The organism is Rhizobium sp. S152, from assembly GCF_030380735.1.
In the GTDB taxonomy this organism is placed as follows: Bacteria; Pseudomonadota; Alphaproteobacteria; order Rhizobiales; family Rhizobiaceae; genus Rhizobium.
This window is the reverse complement of the sequence record NZ_JAUDRZ010000010.1, coordinates 26,763-51,403: the sequence shown is the minus strand read 5'-3', so window position 1 is coordinate 51,403 and position 24,641 is coordinate 26,763. Positions and strand designations below refer to the sequence as shown.

Here is a 24,641-nt window from a genome sequence, read left to right as displayed (position 1 = left end):
TCCGCAAAGCCAATCTCAGCCGTCGTCCATCTCTGCTGCCATCTCGGCGATGTAGACGGGCATGGGGGCTCCTTCCGTTGGCGGGGGAGCAAGGATTACCCACGGCACCCCGCCAGCATCCTCACATCTTCCCCGCCACCTTCAGCGCGAACGCATACTCGAACGCGATCTCCTCCAGCCGCTGGAAGCGACCGGAAGCCCCGCCGTGGCCGGCATCCATGTTGGTCTTGAGCAGGATCGGCGCATCGCTGATCGATTTCTCGCGCAGCTTCGCCACCCACTTCGCCGGTTCCCAATAGGTGACGCGCGGGTCGGTCAGGCCGCCAAGCGCCAGGATCGGCGGGTAGGGCTTGGCTTCGACGTTGTCGTAGGGCGAATAGGCGGCGATCTGTTCGTATTCCTCGCGGCTGTCGATCGGGTTGCCCCATTCCGGCCATTCCGGCGGGGTGAGCGGCAGCGTGTCGTCGAGCATGGTGTTCAAGACGTCGACGAAGGGCACGGCGGCGATGACGCCGGCGAATTTCTCCGGTGCCATGTTCGAAATCGCCCCCATCAGCATGCCGCCGGCCGAGCCGCCCTCGGCGATGATGTTCTTGTAGGAGGTGAACTGCTGTTGATTCAGATAATCTGCCGCCGCGATGAAGTCCTTGAAGGTGTTGGTCTTCTTCTCCATCTTGCCGTCTTCGTACCAGGCAAAGCCCTTGTCCTTGCCGCCGCGGATATGGGCGATGGCATAGACGAAGCCGCGGTCGACCAGCGACAGGCAGTTGGTGTTGAAGCTCGCCGGAATGGTCACGCCATAGGCGCCGTAACCGTAAAGCAGGCAGGGCGCGGAGCCGTCGAGGGCCAAGTCCTTGCGATAGAGCAGGGTGACCGGCACCTCGACGCCATCCCAGCCCGGCGCGAAGACACGGCGGGTGACGTAGTTGTCGATGTTGTGGCCTGATGGGACTTCCTGCGTCTTCAGCAGCGTGCGCTCGCGCGTCACCATGTTGTAGTCATAGAGTTGCGAGGGCGTCGTCATCGACGAATAGGAGAAACGGATCACGTCGCTGTCATATTCGGACGAGCCCTGCAGGCCGAGCGAATAGGCCTCCTCGGCGAAGGCGATCGCATGTTCCTCGCCGGTGCGGCGGTCGCGCACCATGATCTGCGGCAGCCCGTCCTTGCGCTCCAGCCAGAGCAGATGGCGCGCATAGGCCATGTGGCTGATGATCAGCGTGCCCGGCTTGTGGGCCACCACCTCGCGCCAGTTTTCCTTGCCCGGCTTGTCCACCGGCGTTTCCATGATCTTGAAATCCTTGGCGTCGCCGTCGTTGGTAAGGATGTAGAAGACATTGCCGCCCTCGGTCATCGAATACTCGATGCCTTCCTCGCGCCTAGCCACCAGCTTCGGCTCGGCCGTCAGGTCCCTGGTCGAGAGCAGCCGGTATTCCGAGGTTTCGTGGTCATGGATGTCGATATAGATGAAGTCGTCGAGCAACGAGCCGCCGACGCCCATGAAGAAGCCCGCATCCTCTTCCTCGTAGACCAGCCGGTCGTCCGATTGCGGCGTGCCGATGATGTGGTGGAACACCTTGGAGGGACGGTGGTTCTCGTCCAGCGCCGAATAGAAGAAGCTCTTGCCGTCGGGCGCCCAGGCGCCGCCGCCGCCGGTGTTCTCGATCAGGTCGGCCATGTCTTCGCCGGTTGAAAGATCGCGAACCTTCAGCGTGTAGAACTCCGAGCCCTTGTCGTCATAGCCCCAGATGCCGCGGTTGTGGTCGGTCGAGTGGTCGATGCCCGCCAGCCGGAAATAGGCCTTGCCCTCTGCTTCCTTGTCGCCGTCGAGCAGCACGTCGCGGATGCTCTCATCCTTGCCGTCGCCATCGCGCGGAATGCGGAAATAGCGCGGCTGCTCGCCGCCGGTCACGAAGAAGGTGCCGTAGGCGTAGGGCCCGTCCTTGGAGGGAACGGAACTGTCATCTTCCTTGATGCGGCCCCGCATCTCGGCAAACAGCGTCTTCTGCAGCGGCTTGGTGTCTTCCATCGCCGCGTTCATGTAGGCGTTCTCCGCTTCCAGATGCTTGCGGATCTCGGGGTCGAGGATCGACGGATCCTTGAACATCGCCTGCCAGTTGTCGGCGCGCAGCCAGGCGTAGTCGTCCGTGCGGGTAATACCGTGGCGGGTATCGTCGAGCGGCTTCTTGGGCGCAACGGGCGGGGTCGGCAGGTTCTTGAAGGCGGACAAGGAATGCTCCGGATGGGATTGCGGTGCTGAAGAGATAGAGGCGGGCGGGCGTCGGATCAAGCGTCGATAAGGTGTCGTGAACACGCTTGTGTGAAAAGGCAAGCATCCCTCATGTTGCCTTGATGTCACCACATTCTTTAAGAAAGTCCGCTAGCGTCGCGCGGAATTTACCCACCCCTTATCGGTCTTCGTCCCTGCAGGTCGGCAGCGGATCGGGTGTCGAATTCCGGAATGAGCATGCAAAGGAATACCCCGAAATGCCGAAACGTCTCGTGTTGCTTCTATCCGTCCTCAGCCTTGCCGGCCCGGCTTTCGCCGTCGACCCCGCAATCAAGAAGCAGCTCGAAAAGCTCGATCCCGCGACCCGCCTGGAGCAGAGCTGCGACACCGAGGCGATGAGCCGCATCAACAAGGACGCGACAGGTTACAAGCCCGACAAGGTGATCGCCTACACCTTCAAGGATCCGGTTCCCAGCGACGACCGGCTGGAAGCACCCGGTGCGGTGTTTCGCAGCAAGGGTGATTGGTATCACCTTTCCTACAGCTGCATCACCGGTCCGCAGCACATCAACGTGCGCGAACTCCAGTACACCATCGGCGAAAAGGTCCCGCGCGAGAAGTGGACCAAATATTATCTTTACGACTGATCGCGGGCCGCTACCGCGCCTGCATAAATTTGCCGTGTTGCGCGCCTATCTGGCGTCAAGGCATATGATCTGCCGGTGGCATCGCGCCGGTGGCGCGCTGCCACTTTTTGCATTATGCAGCGCGTCAACGTCAAACGGCATCTCACTGTTATGAATCGTCTTCTTCTCGCTCCGGTCCTTCTCGTCAGCATCGCGGCCGCGTCGCCGCGCGCGCCTCAGGCTGCGGCAGCCGCCGCGCCCGTGCCGGCGGTAACGGACGTGTCCCCGGGAACGCTCGCCGTGTCCCCGGGAACGCCAGCCGTTCCCCCCACGCCGAAGCTCAAGGGTCCGAAGCTGGTGGAGCCGCACCTGCATGTCATCCGCTCCGGCATCAAGAACCGTCCGCGCATCGCGCTCACCTTCGATGCCTGCATGGGCAAGGCCGACGACCGCATCCTATCGGCCCTCGTTCGTGAGCGCATCCCCGCGACCATCTTCGTGACGGCGCGCTGGCTGAAGCACAATCCGCAGGCGCTGAAGGTCATGCTCGACAATCCCGATCTCTTCGAGCTGGAGAACCACGGCCAGAACCATATTCCGGCGGTCGACAAGCCGGCCTTGATCTACGGCATCGCATCCGCCGGGTCGCCCGAAGCCGTGCGCGTCGAAGTGCAGGGCGGGGCCGATGCCATGCTCGCGTCGGGCGTTCCGGCACCGCACTGGTTCCGCGGCTCGACCGCCAAATACGACCTGTCGTCGATCGCCCAGATCCGCGCCATGGGCTACCGCATCGCCGGCTACTCGGTTAACGGCGACGGCGGCTCGCTGCTCGGCGCCGCCGTCACCGAAAAGCGCATCGCGTCGGCGCAAGACGGAGACGTGGTCATCTCCCATATCAACCAGCCCACCCATGCCGCCGGCGAGGGCGTCGCCAGGGCCATTCTCGACCTCAAGGCACGCGGCGTGGAATTCGTCCGGCTGCAGGATGTCGAGGACATGGGGGATGATCAGACGACGCAGTAGGAGTGCAGCTCGGCCAGGCGTTCGCGTTCGCGGCCACCACGGCAAAACGCCTCCGCAGGCTACCTCACCACCATCTCCACCCGCGCCGCCTCATCCCGCCGCACGCCGTTTCCCGGCCCATCCCGGTCCATTGCGAAATCGTCGAACCAGTCGCGTTGCGCACCGGAAATCATCGCGCCGATCATCTGCGTGGCGAGATAGGAGAAGGTGATGCCGTTGCCGCCGTAGCCGTAGGCGCCGTAGATGTTGGCGAGGCCAGGCACCGGGCCGATCAGCGGCAGACCGTCCTCGGTCTCGCCGAAGGTGCCGCACCAGGAGGTGGCGACGCGGGTATCGGCCCTGGGCCAGAGCCGCTTCATCTTTTCGCGGATCGCCGCGATCTTGCCGGGCGTCTTGGCGTCTCGCGTCGCCGGATCCACCGTGTCGTCATCCTCTCCGCCGACCACGATCCGGTTATCCGGCGTCGTGCGCATGTAGAGATAGGGGTGGCTGTCCTCCCAGATCAGCGCCCGGTCGCGCCAGAGCGTCGCCGGGTCCTGCGGCACGGTCGAGAGCGCCCAACTGGAGGTGCTCCGATGCAGCTTCGGCATGTCGATCTCGGGCATGGTGTAGCCGGTCGCCAGCACCGCCGCCTTCGCCTCGATCACGAAGCCGCTCTCGGTCTCCGCGGTGACGCGGCCGCCCTCGCTATGCATCCGTGTCACCGACGCGTTGACCAGCGTCGCACCCTGCCGCGTCGCGATATCGAGCAGCGCCCAGGTGATGAGCAGCGGATCGGCCTCCGCCGCGCCGCGCGAAAAAATGCCGGCGTCGCGGTCGAGCTCGAATTCGGTGAACAGGTCGCAATGTTCTAGATAGCTGCTCGGCAGCCCGGCGCGGCGGCGCAGGTCCACCTCGGTCAGAAGGTCGCGGGCGCCCTCCTGGTTGCTGGTCAGGAGCAGTGATTGCCGCGGCCGGAACTGGCAGGGGATGCGATGCGCCGCGATCAGCTTGGCAAGTCCCGCCATGGCAGCAGCGCTGCGGCGGTAGATCCCGACGGCCCGCTCGTAGCCGTAGAAGGTCTCGAGCTCCGTCAGGGTCCGGTCGATCTCCCACATCAGCATCGCCGTCGAGGCGAGCGTGCTGCCGAAGCCCGGCCGCTCGCGGTCGACGATCGCCACCGACAGGCCGCGCTCCTGAAGATGCTGGCCCATCATCGCGCCGGTGATGCCGCCGCCGACCACGAGCGCATCCACCCTGAGATGGTCCTGGAGGGGATGATATCGGGGGCGGCCGGCGCCGCGGCCCCAGGGAGACACGCCGCTGGTCAGGCGGTCGTGGGTGGAGAAGTTCAGATCAATTTCGGCCATCTACGCGTCCTGCCTCACTCATTTCGGCAATTGCGGCTGCGGTTTCTCTTCGATGAAGAGTTCATCGATGATGGTCATCACGATCAGTGACAGCGGCAGCGCCAGCATAGCACCGACGGCGCCCCACATCCATGTCCAGAACAGGATGGCGAGAAACACCACGAAGGGGTTGATCTCCAGCCGCTTTCCCATCACCGCCGGGAAGATCAGGTTCTCCATGACGAGGTGGACGGTGAAGAAGGCGGCGGCAGGGATGAGGCTCAGCAGCAGCGTGTCATGGGTGAGGATGCCGGCAATGGCGATCGCCAGCGTCATCATGGTGATGCCGAGATAGGGAATGAAGCTCGACAGGAAGGCGAAGAAGCCCCAGAGCACCGGCGAGGGGAGCCCGCCGAGATAGGCGATCACCATCATGACGACACCGAGGCAGACATAGATCAGCGACGCGGTGGCGAAATAGAAGCCGAGCACCTGCTCGACGCCGTTGATGACCCGGATCGCCGCCAGCCGCTGCGCCCGCGTGCGAAACACCATGATGATCGACTTGCGCAGCGTCACGCGCCCGGCGAGAAACAGCAGCAGCGCGGCGAAGAAGATCAGCGCCTGGATCAGCGCCGGCGTCAGGTTTGCGGTGACGAGGTGCAGGACGTTGCCGGTATTTTCCAACAGCTTGTCGCTCGACATCGGCCCGCTTTCGAAGGTCTCGGGCGTGATGTGCAGCCACTTGATCCGTTCGAGATAGGGCATCAGCCGCTGCAGCGTCTTCTCGACGAAGGCAGGCCCTTCGTTGACAAGCGTGGCGCCCGGTCCCGCGAGCGCGTTGGCGACGAAGAAGATGATCAGGGCGACGGTTCCCGAGAGCAGCACCGCATTGGTGATGCGCGGCACGCCCATCTTGCTTAGCCGCTCGGCGAGCATGCCGAGGATCATGCCGACGACGATGGCGAGCGTCAGCGGGATCAGGATCAGCGACATCATGTAGATGGCCGAAAGCGCCAGCATCAGGAAAATGCCGATGATTGCCCAGGCCACGCTGATGTCGAGGCCATCCTTCTGCACCCGTTGCACCGGCGCCTGCGGCTGCGGCAGCGCCTCGGTGCTATCGCGCAGCGTCTGCGCCCAGGCGCTGTAATGGCGCTCGGAGCCGTATTGCTCGCCGATCGCGATCTTCTTGGCGTGTTTCCGGATGCCGCTGGCGATGCCCATGGACGTCTCAATCCCCCGGAAGCTTCATGCTTCGCCACAGGAACGCCCAAAAATGAATTGAGTTCCTTCTATGTATCGGGGATGTAGAGATGGCGGATGGGTGATGCGGAAATGCTGCTATGCGACATCCATCCCGGCTATGGATGCGTGAGGGTCAGCCGAGCGAAAACGCCTTGTTGCCTGCCGATTGATTGGTCTTGCCCGACGTGTTGGATGACGGCAGAAAATGAACGAGGATCCCGGCCTTCAGAAGCCCGGCGCTCAAGGCAGCGGTGTCGGTAACGCGATCGAAGGATGTGTCGAACACATCGACTTCAAGCAGATGCTCCACGCATGCCTTGGCTTCCGCCAGAGACAGGTTCGTCTTCGTATGCAGGAGAACGGCGGCAGCCACCACGTCGACCACGCTCGTGTCCGCCGGCATGACGAAACGGGCGTCAGCGGCGAAACCGGACAGGTCGCGGTCTATGACCCGGACCGGCCCCAGTCGTGCGAACCGCTCCTTCAATGACGACTTCATTCCAACCTCCATGCTCCAAGGCCAAGCGGGCGATCTGACGCAAGCGGCTCACGCTGAGATCGTTCGGCGTCAATCCGGAAAAGTGTGCTCCTTTGAGGGCCAGCGACGCGCCGACGATCTCGACTTCGGCCAATATATAGAGAACGCCGTCAGGTGTCCAAATCTCCACGGTGACGACAGGGTCATCTGTCGCGTCGTCATGCAGGACGAATGAAACATTTGCTGTCGTCCAGGGCCTGCGGATCGTCATGCAATGCCCTTGCCCCCGCAGGTAAACGGATGCGCGTTTCTGGAGAAATACGCAACCTTGAAAATCGTCCATAAGTTGTCGCGGACTCGACCTGATGTCAATCCGGCCACGACGCGACGGTGTTGGTACGGTCCTGATGAAAAACGTCCGCCTTTGGGCGAGCGTTCGAAGCGTGGTGAAAGGGCTGGAAGATCAGGCCGCCAGCGTCAGGCCGATGCCCCACGGGTCGGTCAGGGAAACGCCGCCTTCGCGCTTCTCGCTTCTGATCTCGAGTTCGTCGAGCTTGGCCACCGCCTTGTCGAGCGCCGCCTTGTCGTTGAAGCGCAGCGTATAGTCGGAAAGGCCGGTCATGCCGGCCGCGCGGGCGCCGGCGCCGCGGCTGTTCCAGATATTGGCGGCGACGTGGTGGTGGTAGTCGCCGGTGGCGAAGAAGCTTGCGCCGGAATAGCGCGCCATCAGCTTCAGGCCGAGCACGTCGCGGTAGAAGGTGTCCGCTTCCGGGATATTGCCGACCTGCAGGTGGATATGGCCAATCGCCGTACCCTCGGCCATGCCGTTCCAGGGATCCTGCGGCGCGCTGTCGTAGAGCGCCTGCAGATTGAGGCCGAGCGTCGCCATCTCCACCTGTCCGTCCTGGTGGAACTTCCAGGCCTCGTGTGGACGGTCGGCATAGATCTCGATGCCGTTGCCCTCGGGGTCGGAAAGATAGATCGCCTCGCTGACGAGGTGGTCGGAGGCGCCGTCGAGCACGACGTTGTTATGCGCGGCATGGCGCAGCCAGCGCGCAAGTTCCGTTCTGTTCGGCATCAGGAAAGCGGTGTGAAACAGGCCGGCGGCATTGCGCGGCGCGACGCGCACGTTCTTGCCCGTCGTCAGCGTCAGAAGCGGCACGCCGTTGACACCGAGCACTTCGCCGCTGGCGCTCTTCTCGATCACCTTGAGGCCGAGCATCGACTGGTAGAAGCTGGAAACGCGAGGCAGGTCGGTGACGACGAGATGCGACTGGTCGACATAGGCGGGGCGCGTCAGCGCGTAGGAGGTCTCGGTGGATGTCATGGATGCGTCTCCCGCCTTCGATGGATGAGGCATGCCGGCGCTGGCAGCGAGTGCGCTGCCGGTGGCGATGCCAAGAAATTTGCGCCGTTGCATGTCTGTGTAAGGTCCCTTGGCCGCCGTACTTGCCACTCTATATGGCGCAGTTCCACTGTTCACAGAAGGGCAGTTTTTGGCGATGAAGCGTTCGCTCCATGTTGACGCTGGATCGCTGCTGGACTTGATCCCGATCGAGCTTGCTTTGATCCCGATCAAGGCGTCATATCTATTCTCTGACAGGGTCATTGCAGTTCAAACCGCGTCATTGGAGAGCCCGCATGTACAAGAAAATCATTGTTGCGATCGAGATCGGTGCCTTGGCGGATGGCGAGCGGATTTTCCGCAAGGCCGCCACACTGCTGGACGAGGGCGGCGAGATCGTTCTTCTGAATGTCGTCGAGGATATCCCGACCTATGTCGCCGTCGACCTGCCGCCGGACATCGTCCGCACCGCGGTTGACGATGCCGAAGCCAAGCTCTCGGGCCTCGTGCGCGATACCAGGATCCCTGCTGTGGTCGAGATCGGCCACGGCCGGCCGGCAAGCACCATCCTGGCATCCGCCGAGACCCACAAGGCCGATCTCATCATCCTCGCCTCGCACATCCCCGATTTCAGCAACTATTTCATCGGCGCCACCGCCGACCGCATCGTCCGCCATGCCCGGTGCTCGGTCCTGGTCGACCGCACGCGCTGACGCGACATCGGGCCACAGCCGTTTGGCTGAAAGCCCCCGATAATGGGGAGGTGGCGAGGTTGCGCATCCCCCCGATCGGTGAGACCATCCCGTCGTTAGGAGAGGGCCGCGTGCATGGGCGAGTTCAACGGCATCCGCTGGGCTTACGACAAATACGAGCTGATCGCCGACGGCATCGTCCACGGCGTCGGCCTCGCGCTGGCGCTCGTCGGTGCTACCGTCCTCATCTTCTACGCCACCGTCTGGGCCTCGCATGGTGAGCTCGCCGCCGCATGGATCTACAGCGTCGGTCTGGTGCTGACGCTCGGCATCTCGTTTTCCTACAATGCCTGGCCGGTCTCGCGCACCAAATGGTTCCTGCGCCGGCTCGATCACTCGTCGATCTTCATCCTGATCGCCGCGACCTACACGCCCTTCTTGCAGCGCGGCGCCGACAATCCGCTGCTCTCGGGCATGCTGATCGCCATCTGGCTGGTGGCCGCATCAGGCGTGTTCCTGAAGTGCGGCTTTCCCGGCCGTTTCGACCGGCTGGCCATCCTGCTCTATCTCGCCATGGGCTGGAGCGGCGTCATCGTCGCCGGTCCGGTGGCCGAGCGTATCCCCTTCGCCTCGATGCTTCTGATCGTCATCGGCGGCATCATCTATTCGCTTGGCGTGATCTTCCACGTCTGGGAAAAGCTGCGCTTCCAGAATGCCATCTGGCACGGCTTCGTCGTCACCGCCGCCGCCGTCCACTATTCCGCTGTGCTCACATGCCTGAGCTTGAGCACGCCGGGCCTCTGATCAGCGCTCACGCGGCCTTCAGAACAGTCACCACATAGCGGCAGCTTGCCGACGTTTCGTTGCGGAAGACGCAGTCCGCCGCCGGCCCGAGCAGCAGGCAGTCGCCCGCGTTCAGCTCATGCCGGATGTCGCCCTCGACGAAGACGAGCGTGCCCTCGGTCACCCATATATATTGCCGCAGGAACACGAAGGAGGAGGCGGGGTAGGCGACAACGGCTCCAACAGGCAGGTCGACCTCGACGATATCGACGGGACTTCCCGCCACCGGCGAGACGTGGCGCCTGACATAACCGGTCTCGGGATCGGTCCAGACCTGCTGTTCGCCGCGCCGCGCCAGCCGCTGGCCGCCGGCCTCCGCCCGCGCGATCAGCGAGGAGACCGTCAGCTGGAAGGCACCGCACAATTTGCCGAGCAGCGAGGCCGTCGGACTGCTTTCGCCGCGCTCGATCTTGTGGATCATGGCGCGCGAAACCCCGGACTGCCCTGCGAGATCACTGAGCGACCAGCCACGCATTTCCCGCTCGGCGCGGACGCGTTCCCCTAGACAGCGGTCGAAATCGTTTGATATAGTGGACATATTGAAATGATAGTGGACTGACGATCATGACGCAAGCCGTTCTCCTGCGCGACGCCACCGAGGCCGATCTGCCCGAGGTACGCGATATCTACAACCACGCTGTCGAGCACACGACGGCGATCTGGAACGAGACCGTGGTCGATCTCGACAACCGGCTGGAGTGGTTCAGGATGCGCATGGCGCGCGGCTTTCCGGTTCTGGTCGCCGAAAAGGAAAGCCGCATCGCCGGCTACGCGTCTTATGGCGACTGGCGCGCCTTCGAGGGCTTCCGCCACACCGTCGAGCACTCCGTCTATGTCGAGAAGGACCACCAGGGCCAGGGTATCGGCAGAAAGTTGATGCAGGCGCTGATATCCCGCGCCGGCGAGAACGGCATCCATGTGATGATCGCCGGCATCGAGGCCGGCAACGCCGCCTCCATCGCCCTGCACGAAAAGCTCGGCTTCCGCAACGGCGGCACCTTCCACGAGGTCGGCACCAAGTTCGGCCGCTGGCTGGACCTGACCTTCATGGAGCTGCGGGTGCCGGGCTGATTGGCGGCGTAGCCTCGCCGGAAAGCATGTGAGTGACCTGCCACTGGGATGGCCTCAGCCACTGCGCGCACCATTGCAGCTGGTTAGGCCACGGTGGCATGTCTCACTGTCAATGACCGCCTTCGGCCCGAAGCCCCCATTCACCGCAAGTCATATTGCTTCCTGCAGTTTTCGATCTTCGGCCAATTTTCTCTGATCCAGGAGGTAAAGCCTTCTAGTGCGGGCAACATGCTCGCGCCCATTTCGCTTAACTGGTATTCCACGCGAGGTGGCACCTCCGGGAAATAATGGCGGATCAATAGCCCGTCGCGTTCGAGGTTTCTCAGCGTCAGAGTGAGCATGCGCTGCGTTATTCCTTCGATACCATTCTTCAGCTCGCTGAACCGCATCTGGTGCCCGTTCGCCAGCGCGAGATGCGACATGACAAGAATTGTCCATTTATCGCCGAGCCGGGCCAGAACTGCATTGGGGGCGCACGGCCTGAAATACGGCTTGCCGTTCTTTTGCTCGTAGGGGCGACCGTGGACCTGCCGTTCCAATTGTATAACTCCTGTGCCTAAGGCTGAAAAATGTGCCGTCTTCCGCCGGCTTTTCAACGGTATATATAGGTAACCTACGTTCAACACGAGGGTTAAGCCATGCAAAATGAAAAACTGCCCATTCTGGTCTTTGGCGCAACGGGGCAGCAAGGCGGATCGGTTGTTACTGCACTCTTGAAGGCGGGTTGGCCGGTGCGCGCCATGGTTCGTGACCTGACATCGCCCAAATCAATCGCGCTGGGCGAGGCTGGGGTTCAGCTTTTCGCCGGAACCTTCGATGACGCCGGTTCCATGAGTGCCGCAATGAACGGCGCGCACGGCGTCTTCAGTGTCCAGCCGAGTTCACCGGGAGGTGCCGTCACGGACGAGGACGAGGTTCGCTACGGCAAGTCCGTCGCCGACCTTTCTGTCGCGCAAGGGGTGAAACACCTTGTCTACACGTCAGGCAGCGCGGCGGGAGATCAGCCGACGGGTGTCGCACATTACGACACGAAGGCCGAGATCGAGAGACATATCCGGACTTTGCCGATCACGCATACGATCGTCAGGCCCGCCACATTCATGGAGCTTCTGGTCATGCCGGGCTTCGGTCTCGATGAAGGTCGCTACACCTTCTTCATGCAGCCGGATCGGCACATGCAGGTTCTGGCCGTCGACGACATTGGAAAGATCGTCGCGGCGATCTTTGCGGAACCATCGCGGTTTGGCGGCACGACATTCGAGATAGCCAGCGACGTTGTGACGGGCCGTGATCTGCAAGCTTTCTTCTCGGAGGCCGCCGGACGACCTATTCCTTATGCACGCTTTCCCGACGAGGTCCTGGCGGAGAATCCATTTCTGGATAAGCTCACGCAGCTCGTCGACGATGGACGTTTGGCAGGACATGCCGATCTCGATGCGTTGCGTCAGATCAACCCGGAGCAGCAATCGCTGAAATCCTGGCTAAGCGGACCGGGAAAAGATGCGTTCGAGCGCGCGCTTGGTGTCGGCGGAACATGGGAGTTCAATCGGTAAGTCAACGATTTGCTGCCGGGGAGCGATGGCCGTTGTGACGCTTCACCGTCATGACGGCCTTCGGCCCTAAGCGGACATCATTATTCACAGTAACATATGGCCGCTTTCACCTTGAAAGCCCGTCAATCAAAATCAGCAACGCAAAGGACGAAACACAAAGACCCAAGCTGGCAAACATCGCTATTCTCAGACGTTTGAATCGAATGTCAGTGAAGAAGGTGCTGGCACGACTAAACTGGCGTCCCTTGCGCTCCCCCCGAGATAGGCTCTCCTCCCCCGAAAGAGTTACAAGCGATTTCGTGCGCCAGAGTATAAGCGCGTTGGTGATGATCCCTCCAAACACGCCAAGCGCAATGAGTGCCATCAACAGACGCAAGAAAATTTGGGTAGCGACGGCTGATTCTTCGATGAGCATTGCTTACTCCACCGCAAACGACGCCTCATCAATACCACCTGTTGGTTAATCCAATGTGGCCGAACCAATGACCGCTTCCGGCGCAAAGCGGCCGTCGGCATATTGCGGACTTGCGGGCCCGAGGTGTATCCCTGTTGCGCAGCAACCGGATTTAGATCGATGGCTCCCCTTTGCACCCCGCCTAAGCTCCAGCTATCGCGACTGCGCGACATTGGCTGGTCGCTTTGGGATCCTATTGGCTTACTGGGTGCCGGACAGCGATGGAATGAGGGCGACGCGCAAGCATTCGCAGACGAATATGATACGTACTTGATAGAGACTGCTGGGCTCTTACGACGCGGCACTCCGGATCAGGATGTTGTTGAATTCCTTGTGCGCATGGAGACAGTTCACATTGGCTTGACACTGCAACCCGACACTTATGAACGTGCAAGATCGACTGTGGCCGCCATCAAGGCGGACATGGAGATTTGGAAGGACCCGAAACAGACGTCCGCTCGTCGCGCGTCTGGCGACGTGACTGCCTTCGCCAAGTCGCAAAAGTCAAAGCTTCGCGGCCGACATATGTGACTAAGGATGTTTGACACTTTAGCCAGATCTGACCCCTCAGCCCCCCGCCTCGAACACCATCGCGTGCCCGTTGATGCAGTAGCGCAGCCCCGTCGGCGGTGGGCCGTCGGGGAAGACATGGCCGAGATGCGCGTCGCAGCGACCGCAGCGGATTTCGGTGCGGATCATCCCGTAGGAATCATCCTTGTATTCCGTCACCGCATCGGGCGAGACGGCCTCGAAATAGCTCGGCCAGCCGCAGCCCGCATCGAATTTCGTATCGGAGCGGAAGAGCGGGGCGTTGCAGCAGACGCAGCGGTAGAGCCCTGTTTCGAATGAATCCCAGTAGGGTCCGGTAAAGGCGCGCTCGGTGCCGTGCTGCCGGGTGACCCGATATTGCTCGGGCGTCAGCAGCTGCTTCCACTCCTCGTCGCTCTTTTCAACCTTGGCGATCGTCTCGGTCATGGCGTCTCCTTTCGGGGGCGGGGAAAGGGTAGGGCGGTGTCCACCGTGGCAATGTGGGGCGGGCGGCGGTCACGATCAAGGGAAAGGCCGGTGGCCGCTACGTCTTTAGGCGAAGCAAGGCGTCGGCATCTACTTGTAATAGATATGTTCACATTTCGGTAAGTATTGCGGTATTCTACAGTCTAGGGTTCTAAAGGTGGCATGGGGGCCACGATGTTTCAGGGTTTTATAGTTACAGTATATTGTGCCGTGGCGTCGGCTTTTGCTGTCATGACCTTCATTGAGGGATGGATGTATCGTGACGGCTGGACGCTGACACGTGTGGCGGGCCTGTTCGGTTCCGCCGTCTGGCCCCTGCTGCTTGCGCTGTTCTTCTGTCACGCCCTGCTGTGGCGCGCCTTCGCCGGCCCGTCGGCGGTCGTTCTCTGTGAGTCCAGGCCCGCCAAGCCAGGCCAGCCGTCCCATAAGGCTTGAGCCGCCAGCGTTCTTCTCTTAAACCTGAAACACGCTTCCGGCGTCGTCGGAATGGGGATTCGCGGGCAGAGGAGGGGACATGGCCGCCGTTACGGCTCTGACATTCGCGGCCCTCCTTCTGCCGTTCCTCGGCGCTGTCCTCGCCCCTTTCGTCACACGCATCATGGGTGCCAATGCCGCCTGGCTGCTGGCGCTCATCCCGGCGCTCGCTTTCATCCACTTTCTCGGCCTCCTGCCTGAAGCCGCCGCCGGAAACGTGATGACCGGCGGCTACGACTGGGTGCCGGCCTACGATATCCGCTTTTCCTTTTTGCTCGACGGCCTCTCCGTCACCTTCGCGCTGCTGATATCAGGCATCGGCACGCTGGTCGTGCTCTATGCCGGCGGCTACCTGAAGGGGCATCGCGATCTCGGCCGTTTCTTCTCCTTCATCTTCCTGTTCATGGGATCGATGCTCGGGCTTGTGCTGTCGGACAGCCTGCTGATGCTATTCATCTTCTGGGAGCTCACCTCGATCACCTCCTTCCTGCTGATCGGCTTCGACCACACCCGCGAGGCCTCGCGCCGCGCAGCGTTGCAGGCGCTGGTCGTCACCGGCGGTGGCGGGCTGGCATTGCTCGCGGGACTGCTCCTGGTCTGGAGCGCGACCGGCGCCACATCGCTGTCGAGCCTGCTTCTCTCGGGCGAGCTGCTGCGCGCCAATCCGACCTATCTCGCCATCCTCATCCTGATGCTTGCGGGCGCCTTCACCAAGTCGGCGCAGTTCCCGTTCCATTTCTGGCTTCCCAACGCCATGGAAGCGCCGACGCCCGTGTCCGCCTACCTGCATTCCGCCACCATGGTGAAAGCCGGCGTCTACCTCCTGATGCGGCTGAACCCGGCCATGGGCGGCACGCCGGCCTGGGAAACGCTGCTGCCGCTCTTCGGCGGCGCGACGCTCATCGTCGGCACGCTGCTTTCGCTGCGACAGACCGATCTCAAGCTGCAGCTCGCCTACACCACCGTCGCCTCGCTTGGCCTGCTGGTGATGCTCACTGGCTTCGGCTCGCCCTACGCGGTGGAGGCGGCGACGCTCTATCTGGTGGCCCATTCGCTGTTCAAGGGCGCGCTCTTCATGGTAGCGGGCATCATCGATCACGAGACCGGCAGCCGCGATATCACCCGCCTCGGCGGACTGCGGAACGCCATGCCGCTGACGGCGATGACAGCACTCGCCGCCGCCTTCTCCATGGGCGGCCTGCCGCCATTCTTCGGCTTCCTCGCCAAGGAGGAGATCTATGCGGCGCTGGCATCCGGCGATCCCTGGTCGATCCTCTTCACCGCCGTCGCGGTGATCGGCAACGCCCTGATGTTCGCCATCGGCTTTGCCGTCGCCATCAAGCCCTTCTTCGGCGCGCGGGTGGAAACCCCAAGGCATCCGCATGAGGCGCCGCCGCTCCTCTGGCTCGGCCCTGTCGTCCTCTCTCTGCTGGGCTTCGTCGCCGCCATCCTTTCGGCGGTCACCCACCACTACATCTCCTCGCCCATGGCCTCGGCGATTTCGGGAGCAGCCGCCACCGTCGACATCTCGCTCGTCCCGCATCTCGGCCTGCCGCTGCTGCTGTCGCTTGTCACCATCGCCCTCGGCATCGCCGCCTACCGGATGCTCGACCGTGTGCGGGCGCTGATGGCCTTGCTGCTCGAAACCATCGGAACCGGCCCCGATCGTGGCTTCGACCATGCCGTCTCGGGCCTCGTGAAAATCGCCATCCGCGTCACCCGCTTCATCCAGCCGGGCCGGCTGGAGATCTATGTCACCGCCACCTTCATCGCGGTCGCAGCCGTCCTCATCCTGCCGCTCTGGCTCTATGGCGAAATGCCCGCCATGCCCTCGTGGCCGCATGGCGTTCCCCTCTATGAATGGGTGATCCTCCTGCTCGCCGTCCTCGGCCTCGGCGCCGTTGTCGTCGCCCGCGACCGGCTGACGGCGATCGTCTCCCTCGGCATTCAGGGCTTTTCCGTCGCCATCATCTTCCTGCTCTATGGCGCGCCGGATCTCGCCTTCACCCAGTTCATGGTGGAAACGCTCTCCGTCGTCATTCTGGCATTGGTCATGACCCGGCTGCGCCTGTCGCCCACCGACCGGCGCCCGCCCGCGCAGCGCCTGTTCGACGGCTTCTTAGCGCTCGCCTGCGGCGCCGGCCTCATGCTGCTTTTGATGAAGGTGACGCAGGCGCCCTTGGACACGGCGCTCAGCGATTTCTTCAACACCTATTCGAAGACCATCGCGCACGGCGCCAATGTCGTGAACGTCATCATCGTCGATTTCCGCGGCACCGACACGCTGGGCGAGATCGCCGTCGTCGCCGTCACCGGTCTCGCGATCCTGGCGCTGATCCGCATGCGTGCGCGCAAGGAGCGCAAGTTGGTACGACCGCCACCGGACGCGCCGCATGCGCTCGGAGTGGAGCGTCCATGAACACTTTGATCTTCCGCACCGTCGCCCCCGTCCTCACGGCCCTGATGCTGCTCTTCTCCGTCTTCGTGCTGCTGCGCGGGCATAACGAACCGGGTGGCGGCTTCATCGGCGGGCTTATCGCCGCCTCTGCGCTCGCCGTGCTCGGCATCGCCAATGGCGTCGACGCCGTACGCCGCGCCATCCGTTTCCACCCGCTGACGATATCGGGCGCCGGCCTGCTGATGGCCTCGAGCGCCGGTATCCTCTCGGTCGCCTTCGCCGTTCCCTTCATGACCGGCCTGTGGATCTATCCCGTCATCGCAGGCGTGGAGGTGCCGCTGTCGACGGTCATGCTCTTCGATATCGGCGTCTATTTCGTCGTGGTCGGCGCCGTCACGGCGATTGCGCTGGCGCTCGAGGAAAGGGAGGTGGAGTGATGGAGCCGCTCTTTGCCGGTCTCGTCGGCCTGTTCTTCGCAGCCGCGGTTTACCTCATGCTGTCGAAGTTCTCGATCCGCATCATGCTGGGCATCGCCATCCTCGGCAATGCCGTCAACTTGCTTCTCTTCACCGCGGGACGGTTGACGCGCGAGGTGCCGCCGATCATTCCTGATAGCCTCGACACGCTGCCATCGGGCGCCGCCAATCCGCTGCCGCAGGCGCTGATCCTGACGGCGATCGTCATCTCCTTCTCCTTCCTCGCCTTCCTGCTGGTGCTGACCTACCGCAGCTATCAGGACATCGGCACCGACAACACCGACGAGATGCGGGTCGCCGAACCCGACCATCCCGGGCGGCCGCCGTTGGGGTATTGATGATGATGAGTGTTGTGCGGATAAAAAGCCCTCTCTGCCCTGCCGGGCATCTCCCCCACGAGGGGGGAGAACCGCTGGGCTCACCCGCTCGCCAGGGGAAGCGGGCAACGGGTGCGAGGATTAAATGCTGGGCGATGCGCTCGCCACGATTCTTCTCCCCCCTTGTGGGGGAGATGCCCGGCAGGGCAGAGAGGGCCTTATCTTCTCAGACCTCATCGCGAGGAGCCCCCTGAATGGCCACCCCCGCGAACACCGCCATGGCCCTCTCCGCCGCCCTCGTCACCACACCGGCGACCCTCGAAAGCTGGCTCGCCATCGCCCCGGTCGCGCTCTGCATCACGCTCGGCGCCATCCTCATGATGATGCGCGGCGCCATCCGCCTGCAGGCAGCACTCGCCATCGCGGGCCTCGCCCTGCTCGTGGTCCTCGACGCGCTGCTGCTCGCCCGCGTCGCGGCACACGGTCCGCTCACCATGGTCATGGGCCGCTGGCTGCCGCCTTTCGGCATCGCCTTCAGCATCGACGTCCTCGGCGCCCTGATGGCGCTGACGGCGTCGATCGCGGCCCTTGCCGGCGGCGTCTGTGCGCTCGGCGACATCGACCCTAACAGCCGCCGCCACGGCTTCTTCCCCTTCCTGCTGCTCTTGATGGCCGGCGTCACCGGCAGCTTCACGACCGGCGATATCTTCAACCTCTATGTCTGGTTCGAGGTGCTGCTGATCGCCTCCTTCGGGCTGCTGATCCTCGGCTCCGAGCGCGCCCAGATCGACGGCGCCATGAAATACGCCGTCCTCAATCTCATCGCCACGACCCTGTTCCTGATAGCGGTCGGCATTCTCTATGCGTCCTTCGGCACGCTCAACATGGCCGACATCGCCATGAAGGCCGAGGCGGTTCGCTCTCACGCGCCGATGATGACGCTGGCTGCCCTTTTCCTGCTCGCCTTCGCCATGAAGGCCGCAGCCTTTCCGGTCAATTTCTGGCTGCCGGCCTCCTATCACACGCCGCGCATCGTCGTTTCCGCGCTGTTCGCCGGCCTGCTCACCAAGGTCGGCGTCTACGCGCTGATCCGCGTCCTCGTCATGCTGCTGCCGGCCGAGCGCGACGAGCTAAGCCTGTTGATCGCCGCAATCGGTGCGCTCACCGTCATCACCGGCGCACTCGGCGCGCTGGCGCAGGACGATATCCGCAAGCTGCTCGGCTATACGGTCATTTCGGGTATCGGCAGCATGCTGATCGGCGTGGCGCTGGGTACCGCGGGCGGGCTCTCCGGTGCCGTCCTCTATGCGCTGCACTCCATGCTGTTGATGACAGCACTCTATCTCGTGGCGGGGCAGGCGGCCCGGCTCGGCGGCGGCTTCTCGCTGACCACGCTCGCCGGCCTCTATCGCCGCAACGGCCTGTTCGCCGGCCTGTCCTTCATCCTCTTCCTCGCCGCCTGCGGCCTGCCGCCGTTCACGGGCTTCTGGCCCAAGGTGACGCTGGTCAAGGCCTCGCTCGATGTCGGCGCCTGGTGGCTGGCGGCGGTCATCCTGATCGGCGGCTTTATTACCCTGATCGCCTTCGGCCGCGTCTTCCTTCTCGCCTACTGGCGCCCGGCGACGGAAGCCCAGCTCCACGCCACAATCGCCTGGCCGGCCACGCTGCCGATCATCGCGCTGACGGCGCTGGTCGTCGGCTTCGGCATCTTCCCGAACACGCTGCTGCAGCTCACCCAATCCGCCGCCGATGGCCTTGCCGATCCCGCCGCCTACCTGCAGTCCGTCTTCCCCGAAAGTGCCGCGCTGGAGGGAGAGGCACCATGATCGCGCTCCTCCTCAATCTGCTGCTCACCATCGCCTGGGCCGCCGTCTCCGGCAGCACGTCGCCGCACAATCTCGTCCTCGGCTTCGTGCTCGGCGCCGTCGCCCTGCTTGTGGTCCGCGAGCCCTATGGCGGTGCGGGCTATCTGCGCCGCTGCTGGGCGATCCTTTCGCTGATCCTCCTGTTTCTCAAGGAACTGTCTCTCTCGGCGCTCAGGGTCGCCGCCACCGTGCTCAGCCCGAAGCTGACGATCAAGCCCGGCATCTTCGCCTTTCCGCTGACAGTCGACCGCGATTTCGAGATCGCCCTGCTGGCCAACATGATCACGCTGACCCCCGGCACGCTGTCGGTCGATGTGTCCGACGACCGCCGCATCCTCTACGTCCACGCGCTGGATTGCTCCGATCCCGACAAGGCCAGACGCGACATCGCCGATGGCTTCGAGCGCAAGATCATGGAGGCGTTCCGATGATCGAGCCGCTGGTCATCGTCTCCACGGCCGCGACGATTGCCCTTGCCATTCTCGGCCTCGCCTTTCTGCTGGCGAGCTGGCGGGTTCTCGTCGGGCCGACGCTACCCGATCGCATCCTGGCGCTCGATACGCTGTCGGGCACCGCCATCGGCTTCATCGCCGTGCTGTCGGTAAAGACCGGCTTCGCGCTCTATATCGATATCGCGATCGCGCTCGGCCTCGTCGGCTTCCTTGCCACCGTCGCCTTCGCCCGCTTCGTGCTTTCGCGCGCCACCATCGTCGAGCCGTCGCGCAAGGCGCCCGCTGCCGCGAAATTGCCAAAAGTGAAGGCCAACAAGGCGCGCAAGGGCAATACCGCCGGCCGCGCCGTGAAGAAGGGACGCAAGGGATGAGCTATCCGACAGCAATCGTCGTCGCCGTCCTCATTGTCGCGGGCGCACTGTTTGCGCTGGTGGCTGCCCTCGGCCTGCTCCGCCTGCCGGACCTTTACACCCGCATGCACGCGGCATCGAAGGCAGGGACGGTCGGCTCCGGCTTGTTGCTGATCGCCGCTGGCATCGCCTCGGGCGAGGTGGCGGTGCTGGTTCGGGCGGTGGCGGGCTTTGTCTTCTTCCTGCTGACGGCGCCGGTGGCGGCTCATCTGCTGGCCCGCGCGGCACACAAAACAGGGCTCCGGCTAGGCCCGGAATCGGTGCGCGACGACCTCGCTAAAAGATGAGAGTGCTTTCGTTTCAGTATTTTAAGCAAATTTTTGCATATTTATCCGGCCATTTGGCCGTTAATCTTGAGCTCGCGGGTTGATAATTCTTGGGAGCGGGGCAGATTTCGGTAGATATATATGAAATAATAATTGGCGTTTTCGCAAAACGGTGATATTTGGATGCGGAAGTAGAGTTCTGATATTGAATTAGAATCACGTTGCTTATTTCCTCGTTGCGCTTGCATTTCAATGTTTAATTGAGGAAGTCGGCTGCGTGCTAACGTACTAATTCGGAATCGGGCAGTATTAAGTTCGGGTTTCGGCTGCGGGAATCTAGGGGTGGATTTCAGTTTTTCGAAACAGGTGGCAGTAACCCGCGTTTTTTGCTGTTGGCTCTACGATGGCGGCCTTGGCTGAGAAGTCCAAGGCCATTTGAGCATGCAAACAGGAGAAACATACTATGACGGATACTGCAGCCGGTAGCGGGCCGGAATTGCTGGTGGAGCTTACCGCGGATATTGTTGCCGCATATGTTAGCAATCATGTGGTGCCAGTCAGCGATCTCGCAAACCTTATTTCGGACGTGCATTCGGCTCTGAGCAACACATCGGTCCCGGCGTCGGCAACGGCCGTCGTCGAAAAGCAGAAGCCGGCTGTATCGGTTCGTAAATCCGTCCAGGACGAGCAGATCACCTGCCTGGAGTGCGGCGGCAACTTCAAGTCGCTCAAGCGCCACCTGATGACCCACCACAGCCTCTCGCCGGAAGAATACCGCGAGAAGTGGGATCTCCCGGTCGATTACCCGATGGTCGCCCCCGCCTATGCCGAAGCACGCTCGCGCCTCGCCAAGGAAATGGGCCTCGGCCAGCGCCGCAAGCGCGGACGCGGCTGATACGCTCCAAAGCGATATCTCGTGAAAAGCCGGGTGAGAGCCCGGCTTTTGTGTTTTTTCGAGAGGAATGAAAGAGGAAAATAATCCCATAATTTTCTGCCGCTTAAAGAAATATCGCAGCTAAAACAACACGAAGTTGCGCAAGCTCGCTTTTATCCATCCCCGCAGCTGTGTAAGGTGTATGAAATAATTCCTATAACGGGAGTGTTCATATGCCTATTCAACATAATCCTTTGCCCGGCGCCGCCGCGCCCCAATACCTTTCCGCCCCTCTGTCGATCGAGAGCAATCAAGCTGATGTCCGCGGTGTTATTGCCCCGCCGGCCAGCCTGCCCGCTCGCGCCGTTTGCCGCATTTGCACCCAGATCATCACGGAGATGGTCATGCTGACCTCGGACCGTATCCAGGTCCGGCGCGACCGCAGGCGCACGCTTTGCCATATCCGGCAGATTTCGATGTATGTCTGCCACGTCGCGCTGCAGATCCACATGCAGGACATCGGTCAGGCCTTTGGCCGCGACCGCTCCACGGTGGGCCACGCTTGCCACGTCGTGGAGGATCGACGCGACGATCCCGCTTTCGACGACTTCGTCTCCGCCGTCGAGCGCACCGTTAATTCCATCTTCCGGTCCGGTGGGGTGCCCGGCCATGAGTAAGGCAGTGCGCAAGGCAAAGGGGAAGAAGACGACGGGCGAGGGGAAGTCGGTGGAGCGGTTGCTCCGTTTCATCCTTCGCGGCCCGTGCCGTGAAGTCCTTCGCGGCGCCTGCCGTCCGGAACCGCGCGAACCATCGCTATGCGCGCTGCGTCTCGACGATGGCACCGAGCTCGTGGTCCCCACGGCGCTGGTCGAAACGGCCGTCGCGCGCGGCCTTGCCAGTCGCACCGAAGGCATCCTCCAAGCGACGTCGGCCGTGCGCTCCTACCTCCGCCGCGCCGCCGCCGATCGCGACGAAGCCTTTCTCCACCAGCATGGCGCCATCGCGGATGCCATGGTCGAGATCGACAGCACGCGCCAACGCGCCCGCGTCAACAGCGAGGCCTCGCCGCTCGCCAGCCTCGGGCGTCTCAAGGAGAAGGACGGCAGCCGCTTCCTGCCGGAACAGGCGCTTGCCGCCGGCGAGCGGCTGCTCGCCGATTTCACCCGCGGCCAGCTCCAGCCGCGCGTCACCGCCTCGTGGGAACCACGCCTCGCCAGCCGTGGCTCCGGCCTGCGCGGCGGCATGGCCGATCTGAACGACGGCGCGGTGGCCGCCCGCATCGCCGTCAACCGCGCCGTCGAGGCCATGGGGCCGGAACTGTCGGGCGTGGCGCTCGACGTCTGCTGCTTCATGAAGGGGCTGGAAACCGTGGAGCGCGAGCGGCAATGGCCGGTACGCTCGGCGAAACTGATGCTGCGCACCGCGCTGATGGCGCTCTCGCGCCACTACGATCCGCCCCGCCACCAGCATCGACCGCGCATGGAGCATTGGGGTGTGGAAGGCTACCGGCCGGAGCTGTGAGTTATGGTCGATTATTATATAACTTGGTCCTAGTTCAGTCGAAAATTGCGCGGTGAGCTCTATAAGCGTCGAGTACGTCGCTAACTGTTTAAAGGTTTGTGAAGTGTTCAATTTTTAGTTGTTTTCGATGGAGCTCGCTAGCATATTATTCCATATATTCTCCAGGGTCGCTTGATTCCTGTTTAGGTATAACTTAACTATTTTCGTGTTGCATGAACCGAAGCCCGCCTATGAAACCATCTGACAGGAAAAGTGACGACGGTCTTCTTGTGGGAAGCGGCGATTATGCTGTTGTGTGGCTGTTTGGTGAAGCCAAAGACGAATATGAGGCGCTTCAGAAACGCAACGACCAGACAAGTTTCAGGGAATATCGAACAATTTCTCGATATTTCCAACGATACGCAGCGATGGGGCCTCAGCATTTGGACGACACCATGTTCAAGAAGCAAGATCGTCGTAGCTCAGGCGGAATTTCCGTAATGATCTACGAGTTCAAAGCCTACCAGTTCAGAATCTATGGTGTCGTTGGCGAGCTCAAGGGTAAGCGATGTTACCGGGGCACGGCGTGCGATCCCAAAAAGAAAAAGGATAAGGCAGATCCTCAAAAACTTCAAAAGGCTGCCGACGAATATGTGAGGATTATCAATGGCTAAGGATATCAACGAGCTGACCCGCGAGCAAGTCTATGCCGAAGAGGATGCGCTGATTGATTTTCAGTTTGCCCTGATCGATGCGATGAAAGAGCGTGACATGAACAAAGCAGCGCTTGCTGCCGCACTGGGCGTAACGCGTGCTCGTGTGAGTCAACTGTTTTCGCCGGAGGCAAATCCCACGATCAAGCTCGCAGCGCGGGCACTTCTTGCTGTTGGGTTGAAGAACAAGTATTGCCCGATCACCGAGGGCGCTGATGAAGCGGACGTTACGTGGCTTGGTAAGGTGGTCGAGGTAGCTGTTGTCGAAGAGCTCAGCGTTGAAGACACGACGAGATGGTTTGCTTGCCAACGTCGATGTGAGAGTCGGACGACTTGGAATCGAGAAACCCGTAGGGTCGCGAATTCGAATGGTCGGCGTGCGATGGAAGCTGCGTGATGACTAAAGCACAGAAAGCGGCTGCTGATGCTGAAAAGCTGAAAGAGCAACGGCTTGAAGACTATAATAAGGTTGTTGCCGTCGCTGAGCTGGGCTCAATCCAACTGGTGAAGCTGGAGTTCGATGTGTCTCCTGATTACCATCAAAAGCAGGACGAAGTAGATCTTGGATATGTCATAACGCCCGAGGTCAGTCATTATGATCATGACGAGGGATTTGCAGGCTGCGTCATCAACTTTGAAGTCAGTGCGAAGCACGATGATGAGCGGCTCTTGCGCTGTGAAGCAACATACACGGTCACCTACGCAATTTCGGAGCCATGCGATGAGACGGCGGTAAAGGCTTTCTTGGGGCGAGTGGGTGTATTCGCTTGCTATCCTTATTTCCGCGGGGTATTCGCGAATCTTGATTGGGCCGCCAATACGCGCCTGCCGCCTTTGCCGATCCATAGAGAAGATCTTCCGCGCAAGACGAAGAAAAAGTCTCGAAAGAAACTCGCTAAGGCAATGGACGAGGATACTAACTAGCGCTGGCTGCGACTGTCGCTGAAAGCGAACGCATCAGCGCGGCGGGATATCGACCGGAGCTGGGATC

The 24,641-nt window shown here is 62.1% G+C and carries 29 protein-coding genes; 20 read left to right on the top strand and 9 right to left on the bottom strand.

Features of this window, described 5'->3' with window-relative positions; all coding sequences use genetic code 11:
- Nucleotides 1-121 precede the first annotated feature (121 nt).
- Entirely contained in the window at nucleotides 122-2,230 is a 2,109-nt protein-coding gene (locus tag QTL95_RS14535; protein WP_289720674.1) for a S9 family peptidase, read from the bottom strand.
- 257 nt (nucleotides 2,231-2,487) lie between these two features.
- Here QTL95_RS14535 and QTL95_RS14530 point away from each other — a divergent pair, with 257 nt between their 5' ends.
- Nucleotides 2,488-2,877, top strand: a complete 390-nt coding sequence (locus tag QTL95_RS14530; RefSeq protein ID WP_289720673.1) for a DUF930 domain-containing protein — start codon at nucleotides 2,488-2,490, stop codon at nucleotides 2,875-2,877.
- A 150-nt stretch (nucleotides 2,878-3,027) separates the two neighbouring features.
- On the top strand, nucleotides 3,028-3,879 hold the full coding sequence (locus QTL95_RS14525) for a polysaccharide deacetylase family protein (protein WP_289720672.1): 852 nt from the start codon (nucleotides 3,028-3,030) through the stop codon (nucleotides 3,877-3,879).
- 59 nt (nucleotides 3,880-3,938) lie between these two features.
- Here QTL95_RS14525 and QTL95_RS14520 read toward each other — a convergent pair whose 3' ends face one another.
- The 4 genes from QTL95_RS14520 to QTL95_RS14505 form a co-directional block, all read right to left on the bottom strand.
- Entirely contained in the window at nucleotides 3,939-5,228 is a 1,290-nt protein-coding gene (locus tag QTL95_RS14520; RefSeq protein ID WP_289720671.1) for an NAD(P)/FAD-dependent oxidoreductase, read from the bottom strand.
- Nucleotides 5,229-5,246: 18 nt separating this feature from the next.
- Complete coding sequence (locus QTL95_RS14515) at nucleotides 5,247-6,434, bottom strand: AI-2E family transporter (RefSeq protein ID WP_289720670.1); 1,188 nt, start codon at nucleotides 6,432-6,434, stop codon at nucleotides 5,247-5,249.
- A 154-nt stretch (nucleotides 6,435-6,588) separates the two neighbouring features.
- Nucleotides 6,589-6,954: a hypothetical protein gene (locus QTL95_RS14510; RefSeq protein WP_289720669.1), complete on the bottom strand. Its 366-nt coding sequence runs from the start codon at nucleotides 6,952-6,954 to the stop codon at nucleotides 6,589-6,591.
- Between the two features lie 442 nt (nucleotides 6,955-7,396).
- Nucleotides 7,397-8,353: a VOC family protein gene (locus tag QTL95_RS14505; protein WP_289720668.1), complete on the bottom strand. Its 957-nt coding sequence runs from the start codon at nucleotides 8,351-8,353 to the stop codon at nucleotides 7,397-7,399.
- A gap of 221 nt (nucleotides 8,354-8,574) precedes the next feature.
- Between QTL95_RS14505 and QTL95_RS14500 the strand changes: the two genes are divergently transcribed.
- The gene (locus tag QTL95_RS14500) at nucleotides 8,575-8,991 is read left to right on the top strand and encodes a universal stress protein (RefSeq protein WP_289720667.1); all 417 of its coding nucleotides are present in this window, start codon (nucleotides 8,575-8,577) and stop codon (nucleotides 8,989-8,991) included.
- A 114-nt stretch (nucleotides 8,992-9,105) separates the two neighbouring features.
- Nucleotides 9,106-9,774: a PAQR family membrane homeostasis protein TrhA gene (gene trhA / locus QTL95_RS14495; RefSeq protein ID WP_289720666.1), complete on the top strand. Its 669-nt coding sequence runs from the start codon at nucleotides 9,106-9,108 to the stop codon at nucleotides 9,772-9,774.
- Nucleotides 9,775-9,781: 7 nt separating this feature from the next.
- On the opposite strand, the gene QTL95_RS14490 is transcribed toward trhA, so the two are convergent.
- A complete protein-coding gene (locus QTL95_RS14490) occupies nucleotides 9,782-10,351 on the bottom strand; it encodes a helix-turn-helix domain-containing protein (RefSeq protein WP_289720665.1) in 570 nt (189 codons plus the stop codon).
- Between the two features lie 26 nt (nucleotides 10,352-10,377).
- Here QTL95_RS14490 and QTL95_RS14485 point away from each other — a divergent pair, with 26 nt between their 5' ends.
- Nucleotides 10,378-10,884, top strand: coding sequence for a GNAT family N-acetyltransferase (locus QTL95_RS14485; protein WP_289720664.1), 507 nt, complete (start codon nucleotides 10,378-10,380; stop codon nucleotides 10,882-10,884).
- Nucleotides 10,885-11,024: 140 nt separating this feature from the next.
- On the opposite strand, the gene QTL95_RS14480 is transcribed toward QTL95_RS14485, so the two are convergent.
- Nucleotides 11,025-11,423 (bottom strand): winged helix-turn-helix transcriptional regulator, encoded by a 399-nt coding sequence (locus QTL95_RS14480; protein ID WP_289720663.1) that lies wholly within the window; start codon nucleotides 11,421-11,423, stop codon nucleotides 11,025-11,027.
- A 99-nt stretch (nucleotides 11,424-11,522) separates the two neighbouring features.
- On the opposite strand from QTL95_RS14480, the gene QTL95_RS14475 reads away from it, so the two are divergent.
- Complete coding sequence (locus QTL95_RS14475) at nucleotides 11,523-12,437, top strand: NmrA/HSCARG family protein (protein WP_289720662.1); 915 nt, start codon at nucleotides 11,523-11,525, stop codon at nucleotides 12,435-12,437.
- Nucleotides 12,438-12,543: 106 nt separating this feature from the next.
- Here the strand turns inward: QTL95_RS14475 and QTL95_RS14470 are convergent, their stop codons facing one another.
- Nucleotides 12,544-12,852: a hypothetical protein gene (locus QTL95_RS14470; protein ID WP_289720661.1), complete on the bottom strand. Its 309-nt coding sequence runs from the start codon at nucleotides 12,850-12,852 to the stop codon at nucleotides 12,544-12,546.
- A 606-nt stretch (nucleotides 12,853-13,458) separates the two neighbouring features.
- On the bottom strand, nucleotides 13,459-13,866 hold the full coding sequence (msrB, locus tag QTL95_RS14465) for a peptide-methionine (R)-S-oxide reductase MsrB (protein WP_289720660.1): 408 nt from the start codon (nucleotides 13,864-13,866) through the stop codon (nucleotides 13,459-13,461).
- A 270-nt stretch (nucleotides 13,867-14,136) separates the two neighbouring features.
- Between msrB and QTL95_RS14460 the strand changes: the two genes are divergently transcribed.
- The 14 genes from QTL95_RS14460 to QTL95_RS14395 all read left to right on the top strand — a co-directional run bounded on the left by QTL95_RS14460 (nucleotide 14,137) and on the right by QTL95_RS14395 (nucleotide 24,574).
- The gene (locus tag QTL95_RS14460) at nucleotides 14,137-14,340 is read left to right on the top strand and encodes a hypothetical protein (RefSeq protein WP_289720659.1); all 204 of its coding nucleotides are present in this window, start codon (nucleotides 14,137-14,139) and stop codon (nucleotides 14,338-14,340) included.
- A gap of 79 nt (nucleotides 14,341-14,419) precedes the next feature.
- Nucleotides 14,420-16,798, top strand: coding sequence for a putative monovalent cation/H+ antiporter subunit A (locus QTL95_RS14455; RefSeq protein WP_289720658.1), 2,379 nt, complete (start codon nucleotides 14,420-14,422; stop codon nucleotides 16,796-16,798).
- Nucleotides 16,795-17,214 (top strand): Na+/H+ antiporter subunit B, encoded by a 420-nt coding sequence (locus QTL95_RS14450; protein ID WP_289720657.1) that lies wholly within the window; start codon nucleotides 16,795-16,797, stop codon nucleotides 17,212-17,214. Before QTL95_RS14455 ends, QTL95_RS14450 begins: the two co-directional genes overlap by 4 nt.
- Entirely contained in the window at nucleotides 17,214-17,591 is a 378-nt protein-coding gene (locus QTL95_RS14445) for a Na+/H+ antiporter subunit C (RefSeq protein ID WP_289720656.1), read from the top strand. The genes QTL95_RS14450 and QTL95_RS14445 overlap by 1 nt, the downstream gene beginning before the upstream one ends.
- Nucleotides 17,592-17,824: 233 nt before the next feature.
- Complete coding sequence (locus QTL95_RS14440) at nucleotides 17,825-19,396, top strand: Na+/H+ antiporter subunit D (protein WP_289720655.1); 1,572 nt, start codon at nucleotides 17,825-17,827, stop codon at nucleotides 19,394-19,396.
- Nucleotides 19,393-19,866: a Na+/H+ antiporter subunit E gene (locus QTL95_RS14435; protein WP_289720654.1), complete on the top strand. Its 474-nt coding sequence runs from the start codon at nucleotides 19,393-19,395 to the stop codon at nucleotides 19,864-19,866. The genes QTL95_RS14440 and QTL95_RS14435 overlap by 4 nt, the downstream gene beginning before the upstream one ends.
- Nucleotides 19,863-20,258 carry a cation:proton antiporter gene (locus QTL95_RS14430; protein ID WP_289720653.1) on the top strand — a complete coding sequence of 132 codons (396 nt, stop codon included), beginning with the start codon at nucleotides 19,863-19,865 and terminating at the stop codon, nucleotides 20,256-20,258. Before QTL95_RS14435 ends, QTL95_RS14430 begins: the two co-directional genes overlap by 4 nt.
- Nucleotides 20,255-20,584 (top strand): monovalent cation/H(+) antiporter subunit G, encoded by a 330-nt coding sequence (mnhG, locus tag QTL95_RS14425; protein WP_289720652.1) that lies wholly within the window; start codon nucleotides 20,255-20,257, stop codon nucleotides 20,582-20,584. The genes QTL95_RS14430 and mnhG overlap by 4 nt, the downstream gene beginning before the upstream one ends.
- A gap of 442 nt (nucleotides 20,585-21,026) precedes the next feature.
- Nucleotides 21,027-21,458 carry a MucR family transcriptional regulator gene (locus QTL95_RS14420; RefSeq protein ID WP_037180520.1) on the top strand — a complete coding sequence of 144 codons (432 nt, stop codon included), beginning with the start codon at nucleotides 21,027-21,029 and terminating at the stop codon, nucleotides 21,456-21,458.
- A 212-nt stretch (nucleotides 21,459-21,670) separates the two neighbouring features.
- Nucleotides 21,671-22,114, top strand: a complete 444-nt coding sequence (locus QTL95_RS14415) for a helix-turn-helix domain-containing protein (protein ID WP_289720651.1) — start codon at nucleotides 21,671-21,673, stop codon at nucleotides 22,112-22,114.
- A complete protein-coding gene (locus tag QTL95_RS14410) occupies nucleotides 22,107-22,958 on the top strand; it encodes a DUF6456 domain-containing protein (protein WP_289720650.1) in 852 nt (283 codons plus the stop codon). Before QTL95_RS14415 ends, QTL95_RS14410 begins: the two co-directional genes overlap by 8 nt.
- 230 nt (nucleotides 22,959-23,188) lie before the next feature.
- Complete coding sequence (locus tag QTL95_RS14405; RefSeq protein WP_289720649.1) at nucleotides 23,189-23,611, top strand: hypothetical protein; 423 nt, start codon at nucleotides 23,189-23,191, stop codon at nucleotides 23,609-23,611.
- Nucleotides 23,604-24,047: a helix-turn-helix domain-containing protein gene (locus QTL95_RS14400; protein WP_289720648.1), complete on the top strand. Its 444-nt coding sequence runs from the start codon at nucleotides 23,604-23,606 to the stop codon at nucleotides 24,045-24,047. The genes QTL95_RS14405 and QTL95_RS14400 overlap by 8 nt, the downstream gene beginning before the upstream one ends.
- The gene (locus QTL95_RS14395) at nucleotides 24,047-24,574 is read left to right on the top strand and encodes a hypothetical protein (protein WP_289720647.1); all 528 of its coding nucleotides are present in this window, start codon (nucleotides 24,047-24,049) and stop codon (nucleotides 24,572-24,574) included. Before QTL95_RS14400 ends, QTL95_RS14395 begins: the two co-directional genes overlap by 1 nt.
- The last annotated feature ends 67 nt before the right edge of the window (nucleotides 24,575-24,641 follow it).

Coding starts and splice junctions, on each gene's coding strand:
- QTL95_RS14485 (WP_289720664.1), top strand. CDS start 10,378: ATGACGCAAGCCGTTCTCCTGCGCGACGCCACCGAGGCCGATCTGCCC.
- QTL95_RS14440 (WP_289720655.1), top strand. CDS start 17,825: ATGGCCACCCCCGCGAACACCGCCATGGCCCTCTCCGCCGCCCTCGTC.
- QTL95_RS14510 (WP_289720669.1), bottom strand. CDS start 6,954: ATGAAGTCGTCATTGAAGGAGCGGTTCGCACGACTGGGGCCGGTCCGG.
- QTL95_RS14455 (WP_289720658.1), top strand. CDS start 14,420: ATGGCCGCCGTTACGGCTCTGACATTCGCGGCCCTCCTTCTGCCGTTC.
- QTL95_RS14435 (WP_289720654.1), top strand. CDS start 19,393: ATGATCGCGCTCCTCCTCAATCTGCTGCTCACCATCGCCTGGGCCGCC.
- mnhG (WP_289720652.1), top strand. CDS start 20,255: ATGAGCTATCCGACAGCAATCGTCGTCGCCGTCCTCATTGTCGCGGGC.
- QTL95_RS14500 (WP_289720667.1), top strand. CDS start 8,575: ATGTACAAGAAAATCATTGTTGCGATCGAGATCGGTGCCTTGGCGGAT.
- msrB (WP_289720660.1), bottom strand. CDS start 13,866: ATGACCGAGACGATCGCCAAGGTTGAAAAGAGCGACGAGGAGTGGAAG.
- QTL95_RS14450 (WP_289720657.1), top strand. CDS start 16,795: ATGAACACTTTGATCTTCCGCACCGTCGCCCCCGTCCTCACGGCCCTG.
- QTL95_RS14520 (WP_289720671.1), bottom strand. CDS start 5,228: ATGGCCGAAATTGATCTGAACTTCTCCACCCACGACCGCCTGACCAGC.
- QTL95_RS14475 (WP_289720662.1), top strand. CDS start 11,523: ATGCAAAATGAAAAACTGCCCATTCTGGTCTTTGGCGCAACGGGGCAG.
- QTL95_RS14460 (WP_289720659.1), top strand. CDS start 14,137: ATGACCTTCATTGAGGGATGGATGTATCGTGACGGCTGGACGCTGACA.
- QTL95_RS14420 (WP_037180520.1), top strand. CDS start 21,027: ATGACGGATACTGCAGCCGGTAGCGGGCCGGAATTGCTGGTGGAGCTT.
- QTL95_RS14490 (WP_289720665.1), bottom strand. CDS start 10,351: ATGTCCACTATATCAAACGATTTCGACCGCTGTCTAGGGGAACGCGTC.
- QTL95_RS14445 (WP_289720656.1), top strand. CDS start 17,214: ATGGAGCCGCTCTTTGCCGGTCTCGTCGGCCTGTTCTTCGCAGCCGCG.
- QTL95_RS14395 (WP_289720647.1), top strand. CDS start 24,047: ATGACTAAAGCACAGAAAGCGGCTGCTGATGCTGAAAAGCTGAAAGAG.
- QTL95_RS14405 (WP_289720649.1), top strand. CDS start 23,189: ATGAAACCATCTGACAGGAAAAGTGACGACGGTCTTCTTGTGGGAAGC.
- QTL95_RS14515 (WP_289720670.1), bottom strand. CDS start 6,434: ATGGGCATCGCCAGCGGCATCCGGAAACACGCCAAGAAGATCGCGATC.
- QTL95_RS14530 (WP_289720673.1), top strand. CDS start 2,488: ATGCCGAAACGTCTCGTGTTGCTTCTATCCGTCCTCAGCCTTGCCGGC.
- QTL95_RS14430 (WP_289720653.1), top strand. CDS start 19,863: ATGATCGAGCCGCTGGTCATCGTCTCCACGGCCGCGACGATTGCCCTT.
- QTL95_RS14470 (WP_289720661.1), bottom strand. CDS start 12,852: ATGCTCATCGAAGAATCAGCCGTCGCTACCCAAATTTTCTTGCGTCTG.
- QTL95_RS14505 (WP_289720668.1), bottom strand. CDS start 8,353: ATGCAACGGCGCAAATTTCTTGGCATCGCCACCGGCAGCGCACTCGCT.
- QTL95_RS14410 (WP_289720650.1), top strand. CDS start 22,107: ATGAGTAAGGCAGTGCGCAAGGCAAAGGGGAAGAAGACGACGGGCGAG.
- QTL95_RS14415 (WP_289720651.1), top strand. CDS start 21,671: ATGCCTATTCAACATAATCCTTTGCCCGGCGCCGCCGCGCCCCAATAC.
- trhA (WP_289720666.1), top strand. CDS start 9,106: ATGGGCGAGTTCAACGGCATCCGCTGGGCTTACGACAAATACGAGCTG.
- QTL95_RS14525 (WP_289720672.1), top strand. CDS start 3,028: ATGAATCGTCTTCTTCTCGCTCCGGTCCTTCTCGTCAGCATCGCGGCC.
- QTL95_RS14400 (WP_289720648.1), top strand. CDS start 23,604: ATGGCTAAGGATATCAACGAGCTGACCCGCGAGCAAGTCTATGCCGAA.